Annotated in this window: 12 protein-coding genes and 1 other annotated feature (1 of these 13 only partly in view); of the genes, 11 read left to right on the forward strand and 1 reads right to left on the reverse strand. The window is 42.6% G+C overall.

Translation table 11 applies throughout. The annotated features are described in order from the left end of the window. Nucleotides 1-51 (forward strand) — a sequence feature (ribosomal protein L10 leader region); it begins 87 nt to the left of the window's first position. A 55-nt stretch (nt 52-106) separates the two neighbouring features. From rplJ to tuf, 8 genes are all read left to right on the forward strand, one after another. Next, a complete protein-coding gene (gene rplJ, locus DXA07_RS02180) occupies nt 107-595 on the forward strand; it encodes a 50S ribosomal protein L10 (RefSeq protein ID WP_008402032.1) in 489 nt (162 codons plus the stop codon). A gap of 84 nt (nt 596-679) precedes the next feature. Continuing rightward, nucleotides 680-1045: a 50S ribosomal protein L7/L12 gene (gene rplL / locus DXA07_RS02185; protein WP_021944598.1), complete on the forward strand. Its 366-nt coding sequence runs from the start codon at nt 680-682 to the stop codon at nt 1043-1045. Nucleotides 1046-1494: 449 nt separating this feature from the next. Beyond that, nucleotides 1495-5334, forward strand: coding sequence for a DNA-directed RNA polymerase subunit beta (locus DXA07_RS02190; RefSeq protein WP_118483189.1), 3840 nt, complete (start codon nt 1495-1497; stop codon nt 5332-5334). Nucleotides 5335-5351: 17 nt separating this feature from the next. Next, complete coding sequence (gene rpoC, locus DXA07_RS02195; RefSeq protein WP_118483191.1) at nt 5352-9110, forward strand: DNA-directed RNA polymerase subunit beta'; 3759 nt, start codon at nt 5352-5354, stop codon at nt 9108-9110. Nucleotides 9111-9221: 111 nt separating this feature from the next. After that, nucleotides 9222-9644 carry a 30S ribosomal protein S12 gene (rpsL, locus tag DXA07_RS02200; RefSeq protein ID WP_044945751.1) on the forward strand — a complete coding sequence of 141 codons (423 nt, stop codon included), beginning with the start codon at nt 9222-9224 and terminating at the stop codon, nt 9642-9644. 188 nt (nt 9645-9832) lie between these two features. Beyond that, the gene (gene rpsG / locus DXA07_RS02205) at nt 9833-10303 is read left to right on the forward strand and encodes a 30S ribosomal protein S7 (RefSeq protein ID WP_044945754.1); all 471 of its coding nucleotides are present in this window, start codon (nt 9833-9835) and stop codon (nt 10301-10303) included. A gap of 39 nt (nt 10304-10342) precedes the next feature. After that, the gene (fusA, locus tag DXA07_RS02210; RefSeq protein ID WP_118483193.1) at nt 10343-12460 is read left to right on the forward strand and encodes an elongation factor G; all 2118 of its coding nucleotides are present in this window, start codon (nt 10343-10345) and stop codon (nt 12458-12460) included. A 209-nt stretch (nt 12461-12669) separates the two neighbouring features. Further along, nucleotides 12670-13857, forward strand: coding sequence for an elongation factor Tu (gene tuf / locus DXA07_RS02215; protein ID WP_118483195.1), 1188 nt, complete (start codon nt 12670-12672; stop codon nt 13855-13857). A gap of 289 nt (nt 13858-14146) precedes the next feature. Here tuf and DXA07_RS02220 read toward each other — a convergent pair whose 3' ends face one another. Continuing rightward, nucleotides 14147-14587: a helix-turn-helix transcriptional regulator gene (locus DXA07_RS02220; RefSeq protein WP_118483198.1), complete on the reverse strand. Its 441-nt coding sequence runs from the start codon at nt 14585-14587 to the stop codon at nt 14147-14149. Nucleotides 14588-14899: 312 nt separating this feature from the next. Between DXA07_RS02220 and DXA07_RS02225 the strand changes: the two genes are divergently transcribed. The 3 genes from DXA07_RS02225 (at nt 14900) to DXA07_RS02235 (ending at nt 16529) form a co-directional block, all read left to right on the forward strand. Then, nucleotides 14900-15085, forward strand: coding sequence for a hypothetical protein (locus DXA07_RS02225; protein ID WP_118483200.1), 186 nt, complete (start codon nt 14900-14902; stop codon nt 15083-15085). 77 nt (nt 15086-15162) lie between these two features. Next, nucleotides 15163-16290 (forward strand): site-specific integrase, encoded by a 1128-nt coding sequence (locus DXA07_RS02230; protein ID WP_118483202.1) that lies wholly within the window; start codon nt 15163-15165, stop codon nt 16288-16290. Then, complete coding sequence (locus DXA07_RS02235) at nt 16287-16529, forward strand: DUF6061 family protein (RefSeq protein ID WP_118483204.1); 243 nt, start codon at nt 16287-16289, stop codon at nt 16527-16529. The genes DXA07_RS02230 and DXA07_RS02235 overlap by 4 nt, the downstream gene beginning before the upstream one ends. The last annotated feature ends 483 nt before the right edge of the window (nt 16530-17012 follow it).

Below are 17012 nucleotides of genomic sequence, written 5' to 3' on the forward strand. Positions count from 1 at the left end.
TTTAACTATATGCTCTCTGTCTTATCGACAGAGAGCTTTTCTTATTTTAGCAGAAGATGCTTTCTGTTAACTATGTGCAGTCATTAGTAAAACAAGGAGGCGCATTATGGCAAAGGTAGAGATTAAGAAGCCAGTAGTTGAAGAAATCAAAGCTAACTTAGATGGTGCTCAGACAGCAGTTGTAGTTGACTACCGTGGACTTACAGTTGAGCAGGACACACAGCTTCGTAAGCAGTTAAGAGAAGCTGGGGTTGTTTATAAGGTATACAAGAACACCATGATCAACTTCGCTATTGAAGGCACAGAGTTCGAGGGACTGAAGCCATGTCTCGAAGGACCTACCGGATTAGCTATCTGTAAGACAGATGCTACAGCAGCAGCCAGAATCCTGGCTAACTTCGCAAAGACTGCTCCGGCACTTGAGCTTAAGGGTGGCGTTGTAGAAGGTACATTCTACGATGCAGCAGGTATCGCAGTTATTGCAAACATTCCTTCAAGAGAAGTACTTATTTCCAAATTCCTTGGAAGTATCCAGTCACCTATTGCAAACTTCGCTCGTGTTATCAAGCAGATTGCAGAACAGAAGGAAGCTTAATTATTTGTGCATACAGGCACGTCGGCTTCTATTTAATAGAAGCAGCAATTATTAAACTATATTATATTAATGGAGGAAATAATAATGACAACTCAGGAAATTATTGAAGTAATCAAAGGTTTATCAGTATTAGAATTAAATGACTTAGTTAAAGCATGTGAGGAAGAATTCGGCGTATCAGCAGCAGCAGGTGTTGTTGTAGCAGCAGCAGGCGGAGACGCTCCAGCAGCAGAAGAGAAGGATTCATTCGATATCGAACTTACAGAAGTTGGTCCTAATAAGGTTAAGGTTATCAAGGTTGTTCGTGAGATCACAGGTCTTGGCTTAAAGGAAGCTAAGGACGCTGTTGATGGCGCTCCAAAGGTTATCAAAGAGGGAGCTTCAAAGGACGAGGCTGAGGAAGCTAAGACTAAGTTAGAGGCTGAAGGCGCTAAGGTTACATTAAAGTAATTTTATTCCTTGTATTTATGAATATCTTTCGACCTGGCGGGAGAATTACCTGCCAGGTCGTTTTTGTCAAAGTTCCGGCGAACTGATCATTTTTATCAATAAGAGCAGTTGAGACCGAATAAGTGATTTTAAGATTCTGAACACAGATACGACATGATATAGTCAGCGTTATGTATCTGTTCTGTAATAATACCGCTGCAGGCTGTTTCAAAAGAATGCAGAGGGGCATATAAATATGGATAAAAGTTCATATACAATTCTTTAATAAAAAATTCCAAATATTTCTTGACATATACCTTGAAAATGTGATACAGTGTAGGATGTCTATACTATGGGTTGGTTTGCGTTCAAACCAGACATATAATGACACGGCTAATATATTTCGGTTAAATGTAAGCATTTCAACAGAATATACGCTTAAAAATAAATTCCAAGGGGTGAATGTGTCGATGGAAAAAAACAGAATTAGTCCTGTTCAATCTGGTAAAGGTATCCGAATGAGTTATTCCAGACAGAAAGATGTACTGGAGATGCCTAACTTTATCGAAGTTCAGAAAAACTCATACCAGTGGTTCCTTACCGATGGTCTGAAGGAGGCATTTAAAGATATCTCTCCTATTACTGACTATACAGGACAGCTTAGTCTTGAGTTTGTAGATTTCCAGTTATGTAGAGATGATGTGAAGTACTCAATCGAAGAGTGCAAGGAAAGAGATGCAACATATGCTGCACCGCTTAAAGTAAAAGTAAGACTCCATGCAAATGACGCAAAGGAAATGTCAGAACATGAGATTTTCATGGGTGATCTTCCTCTTATGACCGAGACAGGTACATTTGTGATCAACGGTGCAGAGCGAGTTATCGTAAGCCAGTTGGTGCGTTCACCTGGTATCTACTATGATATTGCACATGATAAGATTGGTAAGAAGCTGTACTCCTGTACAGTTATCCCAAACCGTGGTGCATGGTTAGAGTACGAAACAGATTCGAATGATGTTTTCTATGTTCGTGTAGATAGAACCAGAAAGGTGCCTATCACAGTACTTATCCGTTCACTGGGAATCGGAACAAATGCAGAGATTATCGATCTGTTTGGCGAAGAACCAAAGATTTTAGCAAGTATTGAAAAGGATCCTTCTGAGACATATCAGGATGGTCTTCTTGAGCTGTACAAAAAAATAAGACCGGGTGAGCCTCTTGCAGTAGAGAGTGCAGAGAACCTGATTAATGCAATGTTCTTTGATCCAAGACGTTATGATCTTGCAAAGGTTGGACGTTATAAGTTCAATAAGAAGCTGGCATTCCAGAACAGAATCACAGGTCAGATACTTGCAGAGGATGCGATCGATCCGGCAACCGGTGAAGTGATCGCAGAAGCAGGCACGACACTTACAAGAGCACAGGCAAAGGATATCCAGGATGCTGCTGTACCATATGTTATGATCCAGACAGAAGAACGTAACGTAAAGGTGCTTTCAAATATGGTAGTAGATCTGTCCAAGTATGTTGGATTTGATCCTGCTGAAGTAGGTATCCATGAGGGTGTATACTATCCTGTCCTTGAAACCCTTTTAAATGAATATTCAGACGAAGAAGAATTAAAGGCAGCTATCGCAAGAGATGCATCTGACCTTGTTCCAAAGCATATAACAAAAGAAGACATTATCGCTTCAATTAACTACAACATTCACCTTGAATATGGTATTGGAACAAAGGATGATATCGATCACCTTGGTAACAGACGTATCCGTGCAGTCGGAGAACTTCTTCAGAATCAGTATAGAATCGGTCTTTCCAGACTGGAAAGAGTTGTAAGAGAGAGAATGACGACTCAGGACGTAGAGACGATCACTCCACAGTCTCTGATCAACATCAAGCCTGTAACAGCAGCAGTTAAGGAATTCTTCGGAAGTTCCCAGTTGTCACAGTTCATGGATCAGAACAATCCATTGTCTGAGCTGACTCATAAGAGAAGATTATCAGCCCTTGGTCCCGGTGGTCTGTCACGAGACAGAGCAGGATTCGAGGTTCGAGATGTACACTATACTCATTATGGTAGAATGTGTCCTATCGAGACTCCTGAAGGTCCTAACATCGGTCTGATCAACTCTCTGGCTACTTATGCAAGAATCAATGAGTATGGTTTTGTAGAAGCACCATACAGAAAACTGGATAAATCAGATCCTGCAAACCCTGTAGTTACAGATGAGGTTATTTATCTGACGGCAGATGAAGAAGATAATTACAGAGTTGCACAGGCAAATGAACCTCTGGATGCAGATGGTCATTTCGTAAATAACAACGTATCAGGAAGATACAGAGAGGATACAACAGAGTTCCCGAAATCAAGAGTTGATCTGATGGACGTTTCTCCTAAGATGGTATTCTCAGTTGCTACATCCATGATTCCTTTCCTTGAGAACGATGATGCAAACCGTGCTCTGATGGGATCAAACATGCAGCGTCAGGCAGTTCCGCTTATGCTTACCGAATCAGCCGTTGTAGGTACCGGTATGGAAGCAAAGGCAGCTGTTGATTCAGGTGTATGTATCGTTGCAAAGAGAGATGGTGTAGTTGAATATTCCACAAGTAAGGAAATCTGTATTAAGGCAGATGAAGATGGAACAAAGGATATCTACCACGTTATCAAGTTCGCACGAAGCAATCAGGGTAACTGTATGAACCAGAGACCTATCGTATTCAAGGGCGAGCATGTTAAGGCTGGAGAGGTTATCGCAGACGGACCATCTACTTCAGGTGGAGAGATCGCACTTGGAAAGAACCCTCTGATCGGTTTCATGACCTGGGAAGGTTACAACTACGAGGATGCTGTTCTTTTAAGTGAAAGACTTGTAAAAGATGATGTATATACATCTATTCATATTGAGGAGTACGAATGCGAAGCGAGAGATACCAAGCTCGGACCGGAAGAGATCACAAGAGATCTTGCTGGACTGTCCAATGATGCATTAAAGGATCTGGATGAGAATGGTATTATCCGTATCGGTGCTGAGGTTCGTGCCGGAGATATCCTTGTCGGTAAGGTTACTCCTAAGGGAGAGACAGAACTGACAGCAGAGGAAAGACTCCTTCGTGCCATCTTTGGTGAGAAGGCAAGAGAAGTAAGAGATACTTCCCTGAAGGTTCCTCATGGAGCATTTGGTGTCATCATGGATACCAAGATCTTCACAAGAGAAAATGGTGATGAACTTTCACCGGGTGTTAATAAATCAGTCAGAGTATACATTGCTCAGAAGAGAAAGATCCAGGTAGGAGATAAGATGGCTGGTCGTCATGGTAACAAGGGTGTAATTTCCCGTGTACTTCCGGTAGAAGATATGCCATTCCTTCCAAATGGCCGTCCGCTCGATATCGTGTTGAACCCACTGGGCGTTCCTTCGCGTATGAATATCGGACAGGTTCTTGAAATCCATCTTGGTCTTGCTTCACAGGTTCTCGGATTCAAGGTTTCAACTCCTGTGTTTGATGGTGCAGACGAGTTTGATATCATGGATACTCTTGAGATGGCGAATGATTATGCAAATACTGAGTGGGAGAACTTCTACGAGAAATATAAAGATTCTGTTTCAGAAGAAGTAATGAATTACCTCTATGAGAACAGAGATCACAGAGAAGAATGGAAGGGCGTTCCAATCGACAGAACCGGTAAGGTACAGCTTCGTGACGGTAGAACCGGTGAAGAATTTGACAGCCCTGTAACAATCGGTTACATGCATTATCTTAAGCTCCACCATCTGGTTGATGATAAGATCCATGCACGTTCAACCGGTCCGTACTCATTAGTTACACAGCAGCCTCTGGGTGGTAAAGCTCAGTTCGGTGGACAGCGTTTCGGTGAGATGGAAGTTTGGGCACTGGAAGCATACGGTGCATCATATACATTACAGGAAATCCTGACTGTTAAGTCGGATGATGTAATCGGACGTGTTAAGACATATGAAGCGATCATTAAGGGTGAGAACATTCCTACACCTGGTATCCCTGAGTCATTCAAGGTACTGCTGAAGGAATTCCAGTCACTTGGTCTCGATGTCAGAGTTGTAAAAGACGATATGACAGAGGTTGATCTCGGTGAGACGATCGAAGCGTATGACGAGAATGTTAAGAGCATGATCGATGATGATAAACGGGAAGCTGATGGACGTGAATTTGAAGAAGCGGGCTTCAGCGGAACAGATGAAAATGATGAGCTGACATCATTATCAGACGGAGAATATCTGGATGATTACAGCGATGATTATGATGACAACTCGGATGATGAATTTTAGAAAGGAGATTTTGTAAGATGCCAGAATTTAACATGGAAACTCCAGAACAGGAACAGGCTTTAAGCTTTGACGCAATTAGAATCGGACTTGCATCTCCTGAAAAAATCAGAGAATGGTCACATGGTGAGGTTAAGAAACCTGAGACTATCAACTACAGAACATTAAAACCGGAAAAAGACGGTTTGTTCTGTGAGAGAATATTTGGACCTAGCAAGGACTGGGAATGTCATTGCGGTAAATACAAGAAGATCAGATATAAAGGTATTATCTGTGATCGATGTGGTGTAGAGGTTACAAAGGCCAGCGTTCGTAGAGAGCGTATGGGTCATATCGAGCTTGCAGCACCGGTATCCCATATCTGGTATTTCAAAGGTATTCCTAGCCGTATGGGACTGATCCTTGATATTTCTCCAAGAGTACTTGAAAAGGTATTATACTTTGCATCTTATATTGTTCTTGATCCAAAGGACACACCGCTTACTTATAAGCAGGTTCTGACAGAGCAGGAATACAGAAAGGCTGAAGAGGACTTCGGATACGGCTCCTTCCGTGCAGGAATGGGTGCTGAGTCCATTCAGGAGCTCTTAAGAGCAATCGATCTGGATAAAGAAAGCGAAGAATTAAAGGCTGAGCTTAAGAATTCAAGCGGACAGAAGAGAGCCAGAATCATCAAGAGACTGGAAGTTGTTGAAGCATTCCGTAATTCTGAGAATAAGCCGGAGTGGATGATCATGGATGTTATTCCGGTTATCCCACCGGATATCAGACCTATGGTTCAGTTGGATGGCGGCAGATTTGCTACATCTGACCTGAATGACTTATATAGAAGAATTATCAACAGAAATAACCGCTTAAGAAGACTTCTTGATCTGAACGCTCCTGACATCATTGTCAGAAACGAGAAGAGAATGCTTCAGGAAGCTGTTGATGCGTTAATTGATAATGGTAGAAGAGGCCGTCCTGTAACAGGTCCGGGTAATAGAGCATTAAAGTCTCTGTCCGATATGTTAAAGGGTAAGCAGGGACGTTTCCGTCAGAACCTTCTTGGTAAGCGTGTTGACTATTCAGGACGTTCTGTTATCGTAGTAGGACCGGAACTTAAGATCTATCAGTGTGGTCTTCCAAAGGAAATGGCTATCGAATTATTCAAGCCATTTGTTATGAAAGAACTGACAGCCAGCGGCAGAGCGAATAACATTAAAGCTGCTAAGAAGATGGTAGAAAAGCTTGAGCCGGAAGTTTGGGATGTACTGGAGGATGTAATCAAAGAGCATCCGGTTATGTTGAACCGTGCTCCTACACTTCACAGACTGGGTATCCAGGCATTTGAGCCTATCCTTGTAGAAGGTAAGGCAATCAAGCTTCATCCACTGGTATGTACAGCGTTCAACGCCGATTTCGATGGTGACCAGATGGCTGTTCACCTTCCACTTACAGTTGAGGCACAGGCGGAATGTAGATTCCTGCTCCTGTCCCCGAATAACCTTCTGAAGCCTTCAGATGGTGCTCCGGTTGCCGTTCCTTCACAGGATATGGTCCTTGGTATCTACTATCTGACAATGGAGAAGGATGGCGATATCGGAGAAGGCAAGTTCTTCAAGTCAAAGAACGAAGCACTGCTTGCATATGAGAACAAGGAGATCACTCTCCACTCTAAGATAAAAGTAAGAAGAACTGTTACGACAGAAGACGGAACAGAGGTTACAGGTATCATCGATACTACACTCGGTCGTTTGCTGTTCAACGAGATCATTCCTCAGGATCTTGGATATGTTGACAGAACAAATCCTGACAATATCCTGAAACTTGAGATTGATTTCCATGTTGGTAAGAAACAGTTAAAGCCGATCCTTGACAAATGTATCAATACACATGGCGCAACCAAGACTGCTGAAGTTTTGGATGACGTAAAGGCAATCGGTTACAAGTATTCAACCAGAGGTGCTATTTCAGTATCTATTTCAGATATGAAGGTGCCGGACGAGAAGAAGCAGATCCTTGCAGATGCTCAGACTCAGGTTGACAAGATCACAAAGATGTTCAGACGTGGTCTTATGACAGAGGAGGAGAGGTACCTCGCTGTTGTTAAGGTTTGGGAAGAAGCCGATAAGGTTCTGACAAAAGCCCTTCTGGACGGACTTGATAAATATAACAACATCTTCATGATGGCAGATTCCGGTGCCCGTGGATCTAACCAGCAGATCAAACAGCTGGCTGGTATGCGTGGTCTGATGGCAGATACAACCGGTCGTACGATCGAACTTCCGATCAAGTCGAACTTCCGTGAAGGTCTTGACGTTCTGGAGTACTTCATTTCGGCACATGGTGCTCGTAAGGGTCTGTCCGATACAGCGCTTCGTACAGCCGATTCAGGATACCTGACCAGACGTCTGGTTGACGTATCACAGGATCTGATCATTCGTGAGACAGATTGTTGTGCAGGAAAAGCAATTCCTGGTATGGAAGTAGAAGCTTTCATGGAGGGAAAAGAAGTAATCGAATCCTTCCAGGAGAGAATTACAGGCCGTTACCTTGCAGAATCTGTATACGATAAAGATGGTAACCTTTTAGTTAAGGCAAACCACATGGTATCACCAAAGAGAGCAGAGCTGATCGTAAATCAGGGCGTAGATTCAAATGGTGTTCCGTTCCTTGATCCGGATACAGGTGTTACAAGACAGGATGCAAAGCTTAAGATCAGAACGATCCTGACATGTAAGTCACACCTTGGTGTATGTGCAAAATGTTACGGTGCCAACATGGCAACCGGACAGCCGGTACAGGTTGGTGAAGCTGCCGGAATTATCGCAGCTCAGTCAATCGGTGAGCCTGGTACACAGCTTACCATGAGAACATTCCATACTGGTGGTGTTGCCGGTGATGATATTACACAGGGCCTTCCTAGAGTAGAAGAGTTGTTCGAAGCAAGAAAGCCAAAGGGACTTGCGATCATCGCAGAGTTTGGCGGTAAGGTTCAGCTTCGTGATAATAAGAAGAAGAGAGAAGTCGTTATCACAAATGACGAGACAGGTGAATCAAAGGCATACTTAATTCCTTATGGTTCCCGTATCAAGGTTCTGGACGATCAGGTTCTGGAAGCCGGTGATGAATTAACAGAAGGTTCTGTTAATCCACATGATATCTTAAAGATCAAAGGTATCCGTGCAGTTCAGGATTACATGCTTCGTGAAGTACAGCGAGTATACAGACTTCAGGGTGTTGATATCAATGATAAGCATATCGAGATCATTGTTCGTCAGATGTTAAAGAAGATCAGGATCGAGGATAACGGAGATTCATCCTACCTTCCTGGAACACTGGTTGACGTTCTTGATTTTGAAGATACAAATGAGCAGCTCATCGCAGAAGGCAAACAGCCGGCAGAAGGCTCACAGGTAATGCTTGGTATTACAAAGGCATCACTTGCTACAGATTCCTTCATGTCAGCAGCATCCTTCCAGGAGACAACAAAGGTTCTTACAGATGCAGCTATTAAGAGTAAGGTAGATCCACTTAATGGTCTGAAAGAGAACGTTATTATCGGTAAGCTGATCCCAGCAGGTACAGGTATGAAGCGTTATCGTTCTGTAAAGCTTGATACAGAGATGGATGAGATCAACTTCTTTGATGATGATGACGAGATCGACTTCGGAGATGATCTGGAAAGCACAGAGTTAGAAGATGCAGTTGATACCGATGCAGATGCAGAGGATGAGGCGGAAGAAAATGCTTCAGACTTGGAAACTGTAGAGGCAGAGACAACTGATAACGAATAAATAAATTTGAAAAGTGCTTGACACGAATAATTTCAATATATATAATGGTAAGGCATGCGTGAGAACGTATGCCTTATATTATTTTTTATTTTGAAAGTAGGAGGTGAAAACATGCCAACATTTAACCAGTTAGTTAGAAAGGGAAGACAGACAGTAGAGAAGAAGTCAACTGCACCAGCTCTTCAGAGAAGTTTCAACTCATTAAAGAAGAAGCCAACTGAGACAAGCTCTCCACAGAAGAGAGGAGTTTGTACAGCAGTTAAGACAGCTACTCCTAAGAAGCCTAACTCAGCTCTGAGAAAGATCGCCAGAGTTCGTTTATCAAACGGTATCGAAGTTACAAGTTATATTCCAGGTGAAGGTCACAACCTTCAGGAGCATAGCGTAGTTCTTATCCGTGGTGGTAGAGTAAAGGACTTACCTGGTACAAGATACCATATCATCAGAGGTACTCTTGATACAGCAGGTGTTGCAAAGAGACGTCAGGCTCGTTCTAAGTACGGTGCTAAGCGTCCAAAAGATGCTAAGAAGTAATTAAAACCGTATTATTGGAAACATTCCAAAAAAATGTGCTGGTTAGGCCATGTTTTTGCTATGAGATAAGGTGTTGATGCATAAAATGCAGAAAACATCAGATAGATAGAAGAGATGGAAGTAACAGCACGAACACATTTTATAATGTGAGTACCGAAGAATTAATAAATATTAAGGAGGGAAGAACCGTGCCACGTAAAGGACATATCGCAAAGAGAGACGTATTAGCGGATCCAATTTACAATAACAAGGTGGTTACCAAGCTTATCAACAACGTAATGTTAGATGGTAAGAAGGGTGTTGCCCAGAAGATTGTTTACGGTGCATTCGACCGTATCGCAACTGAAACTGGTAAGGACGCTATCGAGGTATTTGAAGAGGCTATGAATAATATCATGCCATTACTCGAGGTTAAGGCAAGACGTATCGGTGGTGCAACATATCAGGTACCTATCGATGTAAGACCAGATAGAAGACAGGCTCTTGGACTTCGTTGGTTGACAACATTTTCACGTGCCAGAAGTGAAAAGACCATGGAAGAAAGACTTGCAAGAGAGATCATGGATGCAGCTAATAACACAGGTGCATCTGTAAAGAGAAAAGAAGATATGCACAAGATGGCAGAAGCAAACAAGGCGTTTGCTCACTACAGATTCTAATCTGTGCCGTCTACAGAATAATAAAAGGAGGACAATCCGTTGGCTGGAAGAGAATATCCATTGGACAGAACAAGAAACATTGGTATTATGGCTCATATCGATGCTGGTAAGACAACTCTTACAGAGAGAATCTTATACTATACCGGTGTTAACTATAAAATCGGTGATACTCATGATGGTACAGCTACTATGGACTGGATGGAGCAGGAGCAGGAAAGAGGTATTACAATCACTTCCGCTGCTACAACCTGTCACTGGACATTAGAGGATCATCACAAACCAAAGGCTGGTGCTTTAGAGCACAGAATCAACATCATTGATACTCCAGGTCACGTAGACTTTACTGTAGAAGTAGAGCGTTCACTTCGTGTACTTGATGGCGCCGTTGGTGTATTCGATGCAAAGGCTGGTGTAGAGCCTCAGTCAGAAAACGTATGGCGTCAGGCTGACACATACAACGTTCCACGTATGGCATTCATCAATAAGATGGATAAAATGGGTGCTGACTTTTTCTACTCAGTTCAGACAATTATTGATCGTCTGGGCAAGAATGCAATTCCAGTTCAGATTCCTATCGGTAAAGAATCCGATTTCATCGGTCTGATCGACTTATTTGAGATGGATGCATACTATTATAAAGATGATAAGGGTGAAGACATCGAGATCACAACGATCCCTGATGACTTAAAAGAGCTTGCTGACAAATGGCATGAGAACCTTGTAGAGAAGATCTGCGAGTTAGATGATGACTTAATGATGATGTACCTTGAGGGTGAAGAGCCTTCAATCGACGAAATGAAGAAAGTTCTTCGTAGAGCAACTATTGCTTGTGAAGCAGTTCCGGTATTCCTTGGTTCCGCATACAAGAATAAGGGTGTTCAGAAGATGCTTGATGGTGTTATTGAATATATGCCAGCTCCTACAGATATCCCTGATATCACAGGTGTAGATCCTGAGGGAAATGATGTAGTTCGTCATTCATCAGATGAAGAACCATTTGCTGCATTGGCATTCAAGATCATGACAGACCCATTCGTTGGTAAGTTAGCATTCTTCAGAGTATATTCAGGTACATTGAACTCAGGTTCATATGTATTAAATGCAACAAAAGACAAGAAAGAGCGTGTAGGACGTATCGTACAGATGCATGCAAATGCTCGTAAGGAAATTGATAAGGTTTACGCTGGTGATATCGCAGCTGCTGTTGGTTTCAAAGTAACAACAACTGGTGATACAATCTGTGATGAGCAGCATCCGGTTATCCTTGAGTCAATGGAATTCCCAGAGCCAGTTATCGAGCTTGCTATCGAGCCTAAGACAAAGAATGATCAGGGTAAGATGGGCGAGGCTCTTGCAAAGCTTGCTGAAGAAGATCCTACATTCAGAGCACATACAGATAAAGAAACAGGACAGACAATTATCGCCGGTATGGGTGAGCTTCACCTTGAGGTTATTGTTGACCGTCTGCTTCGTGAGTTCAAGGTTGAGGCTAACGTAGGTGCACCTCAGGTTGCTTACAAAGAGACATTTACCAAGGCTGTTGACGTTGATAGCAAATATGCTAAGCAGTCAGGTGGTCGTGGTCAGTATGGTCACTGTAAAGTTAAGTTCGAGCCAATGGATCCAAACGGCGAAGAGACATTCAAGTTCGAATCCACAGTTGTTGGTGGTGCTATTCCTAAGGAATATATCCCAGCAGTCGGTGAAGGTATCGAAGAAGCTGCTAAGGCTGGTATTCTTGGTGGATACCCGGTACTTGGTGTTCATGCAAATGTATACGATGGTTCATACCATGAAGTCGATTCATCAGAAATGGCATTCCACATCGCTGGTTCTATGGCTTTCAAGGATGCTATGGCTAAGGCAAATCCAGTTCTTCTGGAGCCTATCATGAAGGTTGAAGTTACAATGCCTGAGGAATACTTAGGTGATGTAATCGGAAGCTTAAATGCTAAGAGAGGTCAGATCGAAGGTATGGATGATATCGGCGGTGGTAAGATCGTCAGAGCATTCGTTCCACTTGCAGAGATGTTCGGTTACTCAACAGAGCTTCGTTCATCTACACAGGGACGTGGTAACTACTCAATGTTCTTTGAGAAATACGCTCAGTGTCCAAAGAGCGTTCAGGAGAAGGTTATCGCTGAAAAGTCAAAATAATAGTTTGACAACTCAGAAAGGCATTTTGCCGTGCCTTTCGACTTAAAAGAGTAAAATAAATCATATCAGCAGGTAAAAAGGTTGAAAATCCTTATGCCTGCTGGTATAAAGAGATAAAAAAAGGTTGAAAATCTTTTATATATTCTATATAATGAGTTTTAGCCAAGCATAGCCCTTAGGGGTACGAAATTTAAGGAGGATATTAAAAAATGGCAAAGGAAAAGTTTAATAGAAGTAAGCCACATTGTAACATTGGTACAATCGGTCACGTTGACCATGGTAAAACAACATTAACAGCAGCTATCACAAAAGTTCTTTCAGAGAGAGTAGCTGGTAACGCAGCTGTTGATTTCGCTAACATTGATAAGGCTCCAGAAGAGAGAGAAAGAGGTATCACTATCTCTACAGCTCACGTTGAGTACGAGACAGAGAAGAGACATTATGCTCACGTTGACTGTCCAGGACATGCTGACTACGTTAAGAACATGATCACTGGTGCAGCTCAGATGGATGGTGCTATCCTTGTTGTTGCTGCTACTGATGGTGTTATGGCTCAGACAAAGGAGCATATCTTACTTTCACGTCAGGTTGGTGTACCTTACATCGTTGTATTCTTAAATAAGTGCGATATGGTTGATGATGACGAGCTTATCGAACTTGTAGAGATGGAAGTTACAGAACAGCTTGAAGAGTACGGATTCAATGATTGCCCAATCGTTAAGGGTTCAGCTCTTAAGGCTCTTGAAGATCCAATGGGACCTTGGGGAGATAAGATCATGGAACTTATGGATACAGTAGATTCATACATTCCAGATCCTCAGAGAGATACAGATAAGCCATTCATCATGCCTGTAGAGGATGTATTCACAATCACAGGTCGTGGTACAGTTGCTACCGGTAGAGTAGAAGCTGGTGTTATCCACTTAAATGATGAAGTTGAAATCGTTGGTATTAAGCCAGAAATCCAGAAGACAACTGTAACAGGTATCGAGATGTTCAGAAAGCTCCTTGATGAAGGACAGGCTGGTGATAACATCGGTGCTCTTCTTCGTGGTATCAAGAGAGAAGATATCGTAAGAGGTCAGGTTCTTTGTAAGCCAGGTTCAATCACATGTCATACAAAGTTCACAGCTCAGGTTTACGTTCTTACTAAGGACGAGGGTGGTCGTCATACACCATTCTTCAACAACTACCGTCCACAGTTCTACTTCAGAACAACTGACGTAACAGGTGTTTGTAACCTTCCAGCAGGTACAGAGATGTGCATGCCTGGTGATAACGTAGAAATGACAATCGAACTGATTCACCCAATCGCTATGAGCCAGGGTCTTACTTTCGCTATTCGTGAGGGTGGACGTACTGTAGGATCAGGACGTGTTGCTACAATCATTGAGTAATCTTTGATTTCGTATCATAGAACTTAAATACAAGCCGTAATTCCTCATTTTATGAGGAGTTGCGGTTTTTTGCGTTTTAGCAATGAGAAATGCAAGAAAGCCGCTAAAACCAAGGGAGTGAGCTTGCTCATGACCTTTGGTATTAGTGGCTTTTCTTTTGTGCCGAATGCCACGACCGAGCCGTCAGGCGAGGCTGCATTTCTTAGAAAAGATTAACGAACATAGAAAATGCCCTTTTTAAGTTCTTTACTCAAAATGGACTTGTGATACGCGTGTGCTACACGGGTTTCTAATCTTTGGCGTGAGGCCAGTTAATCTTCCATTCAAAATACTCTTCTTTGGTAATTTTACTGGAGGCTAGGTCCTCTTTTTTCTTTTTCCAGGTATTCAGGAAATCATCCAACAAAGAATAATCAAAACCAACAGCGATATGTTTCTCGGTAGGGTCTTCGGGATTTGCAACTTCGTAGAGGGGCATATTGTAATGTTCATCCAATTCAAAGAGAGCATACATTATATCTTCCGCTGCGTAGAGGGAAGGCTCGTAGATGGAGCGGTAATTACAGTTTAGGGCTTTTGCCAGCTCTTGTATCATATCTTCCTTGGGTGTGCGGTTGCCGATTTCGTACTGACGGATTCGTACGTCGGATAAGCCAACAGCTTCGCCAAGCTGAGCTTGTGTCAGTTTACGGAAAGTTCTGATTCGTTTTATTCGTTCACCAATAGCCATCGTGTAACTCCTTCCAATTACATAGTAACAATATCGTTTCTGATAATACAATAACATAAATGTTACTGTATGGCAGTAAAAAAGTCTACAATTCAGGACAGAATGCAGAGCCGTGGATATGGGAATGTAAACTCTATAAAAAGAAGTATTTTTTATAAGTGATAAATATTTTTCGCTCATCTCTTGGCAGAAACATATATGTTACTATACAATCAAAAACAAACAGTAACAATATAGTTACTAATTAGATAACGGGAGGTGAGTGTCATGTGCAAGAGCGTACATAAGTTTTAGTGGAAAGGAGGAAGGAGTATGACGAATCGCTATTTATCTGCTAAGGAAGTCGCAGGGCTTCTGGGAATTGCAGAATCAACCGCTTACGTAGTTATCCGTGGATGGAATAAAGAACTGAAAGCACAGGGTTACTTTACCAAGGCAGGTTCCGTTCCGAGAGCCTACTTCGAAAAGAAGTGCTACGGATATGGCGAAGCGCAATAGATGAACTTTGATAACTGAATAAGCCATACCCGGAATAATGCCGGGTGTGGCGACTACAAGAAAGAGAGGTAATGAGTATGCCGGTTTATAAGGACGAGAAACGAAATACCTGGTTTTGTAAGTGCAACTATAAGGATTGGCTTGGAGAGAGTAAGTCCAAGATGAAACGTGGATTTGCTACCAAGAAGGATGCCCAGCAGTGGGAACGTGATTTCTTACAGAAGCAGAGTGCCAGCATGGATATGAAGTTTGCTTCCTTTGTGGAAGTGTACTTTGAGGATAAGGCACCGAGACTGAAGGAGCGTTTCATAATGACAAAGCGGACACTATTTGAAACTAAGATCATTCCTTACTTTGGTGAAAAGCAGATGAATGAGATTACTGCGGTGGATATTATCAAGTGGCAGAATGCACTTTTGAATCAGGATTATAAGCCAACGTATCTGAGAATGATACAGAACCAGATGACAGCACTTTTTAACCACGCAGAGAAGTTCTATGATTTGAAAGATAATCCCTGCAAGAAGGTGGATAAAATGGGGCGTCCGAATGCTAAGGAGTTGAACTTCTGGACCAAGGATGAGTACGAACAGTTTATTCAAGGTTTTAGTTCGGATGAGGAGATGTATCGGATTATCTTTCAGATGTTATTCTGGCTTGGATGCAGGGTAGGGGAGCTACTGGCACTTACCAGTCAGGATATTGATTTTGAAAACGGAACGGTGAACATCTCCAAGACTTATTACAGGAGAAATCAGACAGATTATATTACACCACCAAAGACAGAGAGTTCTAATCGCAAGATTACGATTCCGAAGTTTCTTGCAGAGGAGATGAAGGATTTTGTGGACAGGCAATATGGATTGACAACGGAGGATAGAATCTTCCCAATTACGGACAGGGCAATTCAGAAGAAGATGAAGCAAAAGACGGAGCAGGCTAAGCTAAAGCCTATCCGCGTTCATGATCTTCGTCATTCGCACATTGCTTTGTTAATAGAGAAGGGGATGCAGCCGTTGGTCATCGCCCAGCGGGTGGGACATGATTCCGTGAATACGACCATGAATATCTACGGACACCTTTATCCGAATAAGCAGAAGCAGGTGGCAGATTTACTCAATGCGGAGGCTACCGGGAAACTGGAAAGCAATCTGGTGGATATGGTTACAGAGATGCAGTTTCGAAAGGCAGGTGGCTGGTCATGAGAATGATAAGAGGATTTTACAACGAGCAGAATAATACGGTGAATGTGGTTCACTACGATACCAATCACATCATAAGTCTTGATTGTGGGAAATGGGAGCAGGGTCTTCGGACCACTCCAAACTCCCAAGGAAAGGTGGATGCACTGGCTATTGAGGACCCGGTGGAGTATGTGAGGTTAATGCTTAGTGGGGAGATGCAGGTGTGGCTGGATGCGTTGGATGATTTGAGTGTGTGGTAGAAAGATAAGCGGGGGTAGGACCGGCTGGAGAAATCCAGTCGGTTTTCTATGTGCCGAAATGGTATTTCTATATTATAAAATGACACAGGTGAATTTAGCAATGTCTTCTGACAGATACGCATTTTGGATATCCGGGGCAAAATGCTGCACTGGCTAGGGAAAAATCCCTAAAACCCTTTGGATATAACATAGGTACTCCACTTTTTGGAGCACTTTTGTAAAAATGGCTCCCCAAAGTGGAGTACCATCAGATGACAGATATTTTGATAATTTTGTAGTGGCTCCAAAATATGGAGCACCTATATGGAAACAGGGGTTTAGGGGCTTTGCACCCTGACTGAATGCACGAGGGGACCTGTGAGCACAAAGTGCGTATCTGGCGAAGGACTGGTGAGTGGCAAGAAGAATAACTGAGAAATGAGTAATAAGGAGTAGGTGGAATTTTGTTTTGCACAAGTAAGAGATTAAACAGCGGAAAATAGC

Origin of the sequence: Clostridium sp. AM54-37XD, from assembly GCF_003478225.1 — a bacterium.
Lineage (GTDB): Bacteria > Bacillota > Clostridia > Lachnospirales > Lachnospiraceae > Coprococcus > Coprococcus ammoniilyticus.

What these genes read in the sequence shown, in the direction of transcription:
- rpsL (WP_044945751.1), top strand. Translation starts at nt 9,222, where the DNA reads ATGCCAACATTTAACCAGTTAGTTAGAAAGGGAAGACAGACAGTAGAG.
- DXA07_RS02235 (WP_118483204.1), top strand. Translation starts at nt 16,287, where the DNA reads ATGAGAATGATAAGAGGATTTTACAACGAGCAGAATAATACGGTGAAT.
- DXA07_RS02220 (WP_118483198.1), bottom strand. Translation starts at nt 14,587, where the DNA reads ATGGCTATTGGTGAACGAATAAAACGAATCAGAACTTTCCGTAAACTG.
- tuf (WP_118483195.1), top strand. Translation starts at nt 12,670, where the DNA reads ATGGCAAAGGAAAAGTTTAATAGAAGTAAGCCACATTGTAACATTGGT.
- rplL (WP_021944598.1), top strand. Translation starts at nt 680, where the DNA reads ATGACAACTCAGGAAATTATTGAAGTAATCAAAGGTTTATCAGTATTA.
- rplJ (WP_008402032.1), top strand. Translation starts at nt 107, where the DNA reads ATGGCAAAGGTAGAGATTAAGAAGCCAGTAGTTGAAGAAATCAAAGCT.
- DXA07_RS02190 (WP_118483189.1), top strand. Translation starts at nt 1,495, where the DNA reads ATGGAAAAAAACAGAATTAGTCCTGTTCAATCTGGTAAAGGTATCCGA.
- DXA07_RS02230 (WP_118483202.1), top strand. Translation starts at nt 15,163, where the DNA reads ATGCCGGTTTATAAGGACGAGAAACGAAATACCTGGTTTTGTAAGTGC.
- rpoC (WP_118483191.1), top strand. Translation starts at nt 5,352, where the DNA reads ATGCCAGAATTTAACATGGAAACTCCAGAACAGGAACAGGCTTTAAGC.
- DXA07_RS02225 (WP_118483200.1), top strand. Translation starts at nt 14,900, where the DNA reads ATGACGAATCGCTATTTATCTGCTAAGGAAGTCGCAGGGCTTCTGGGA.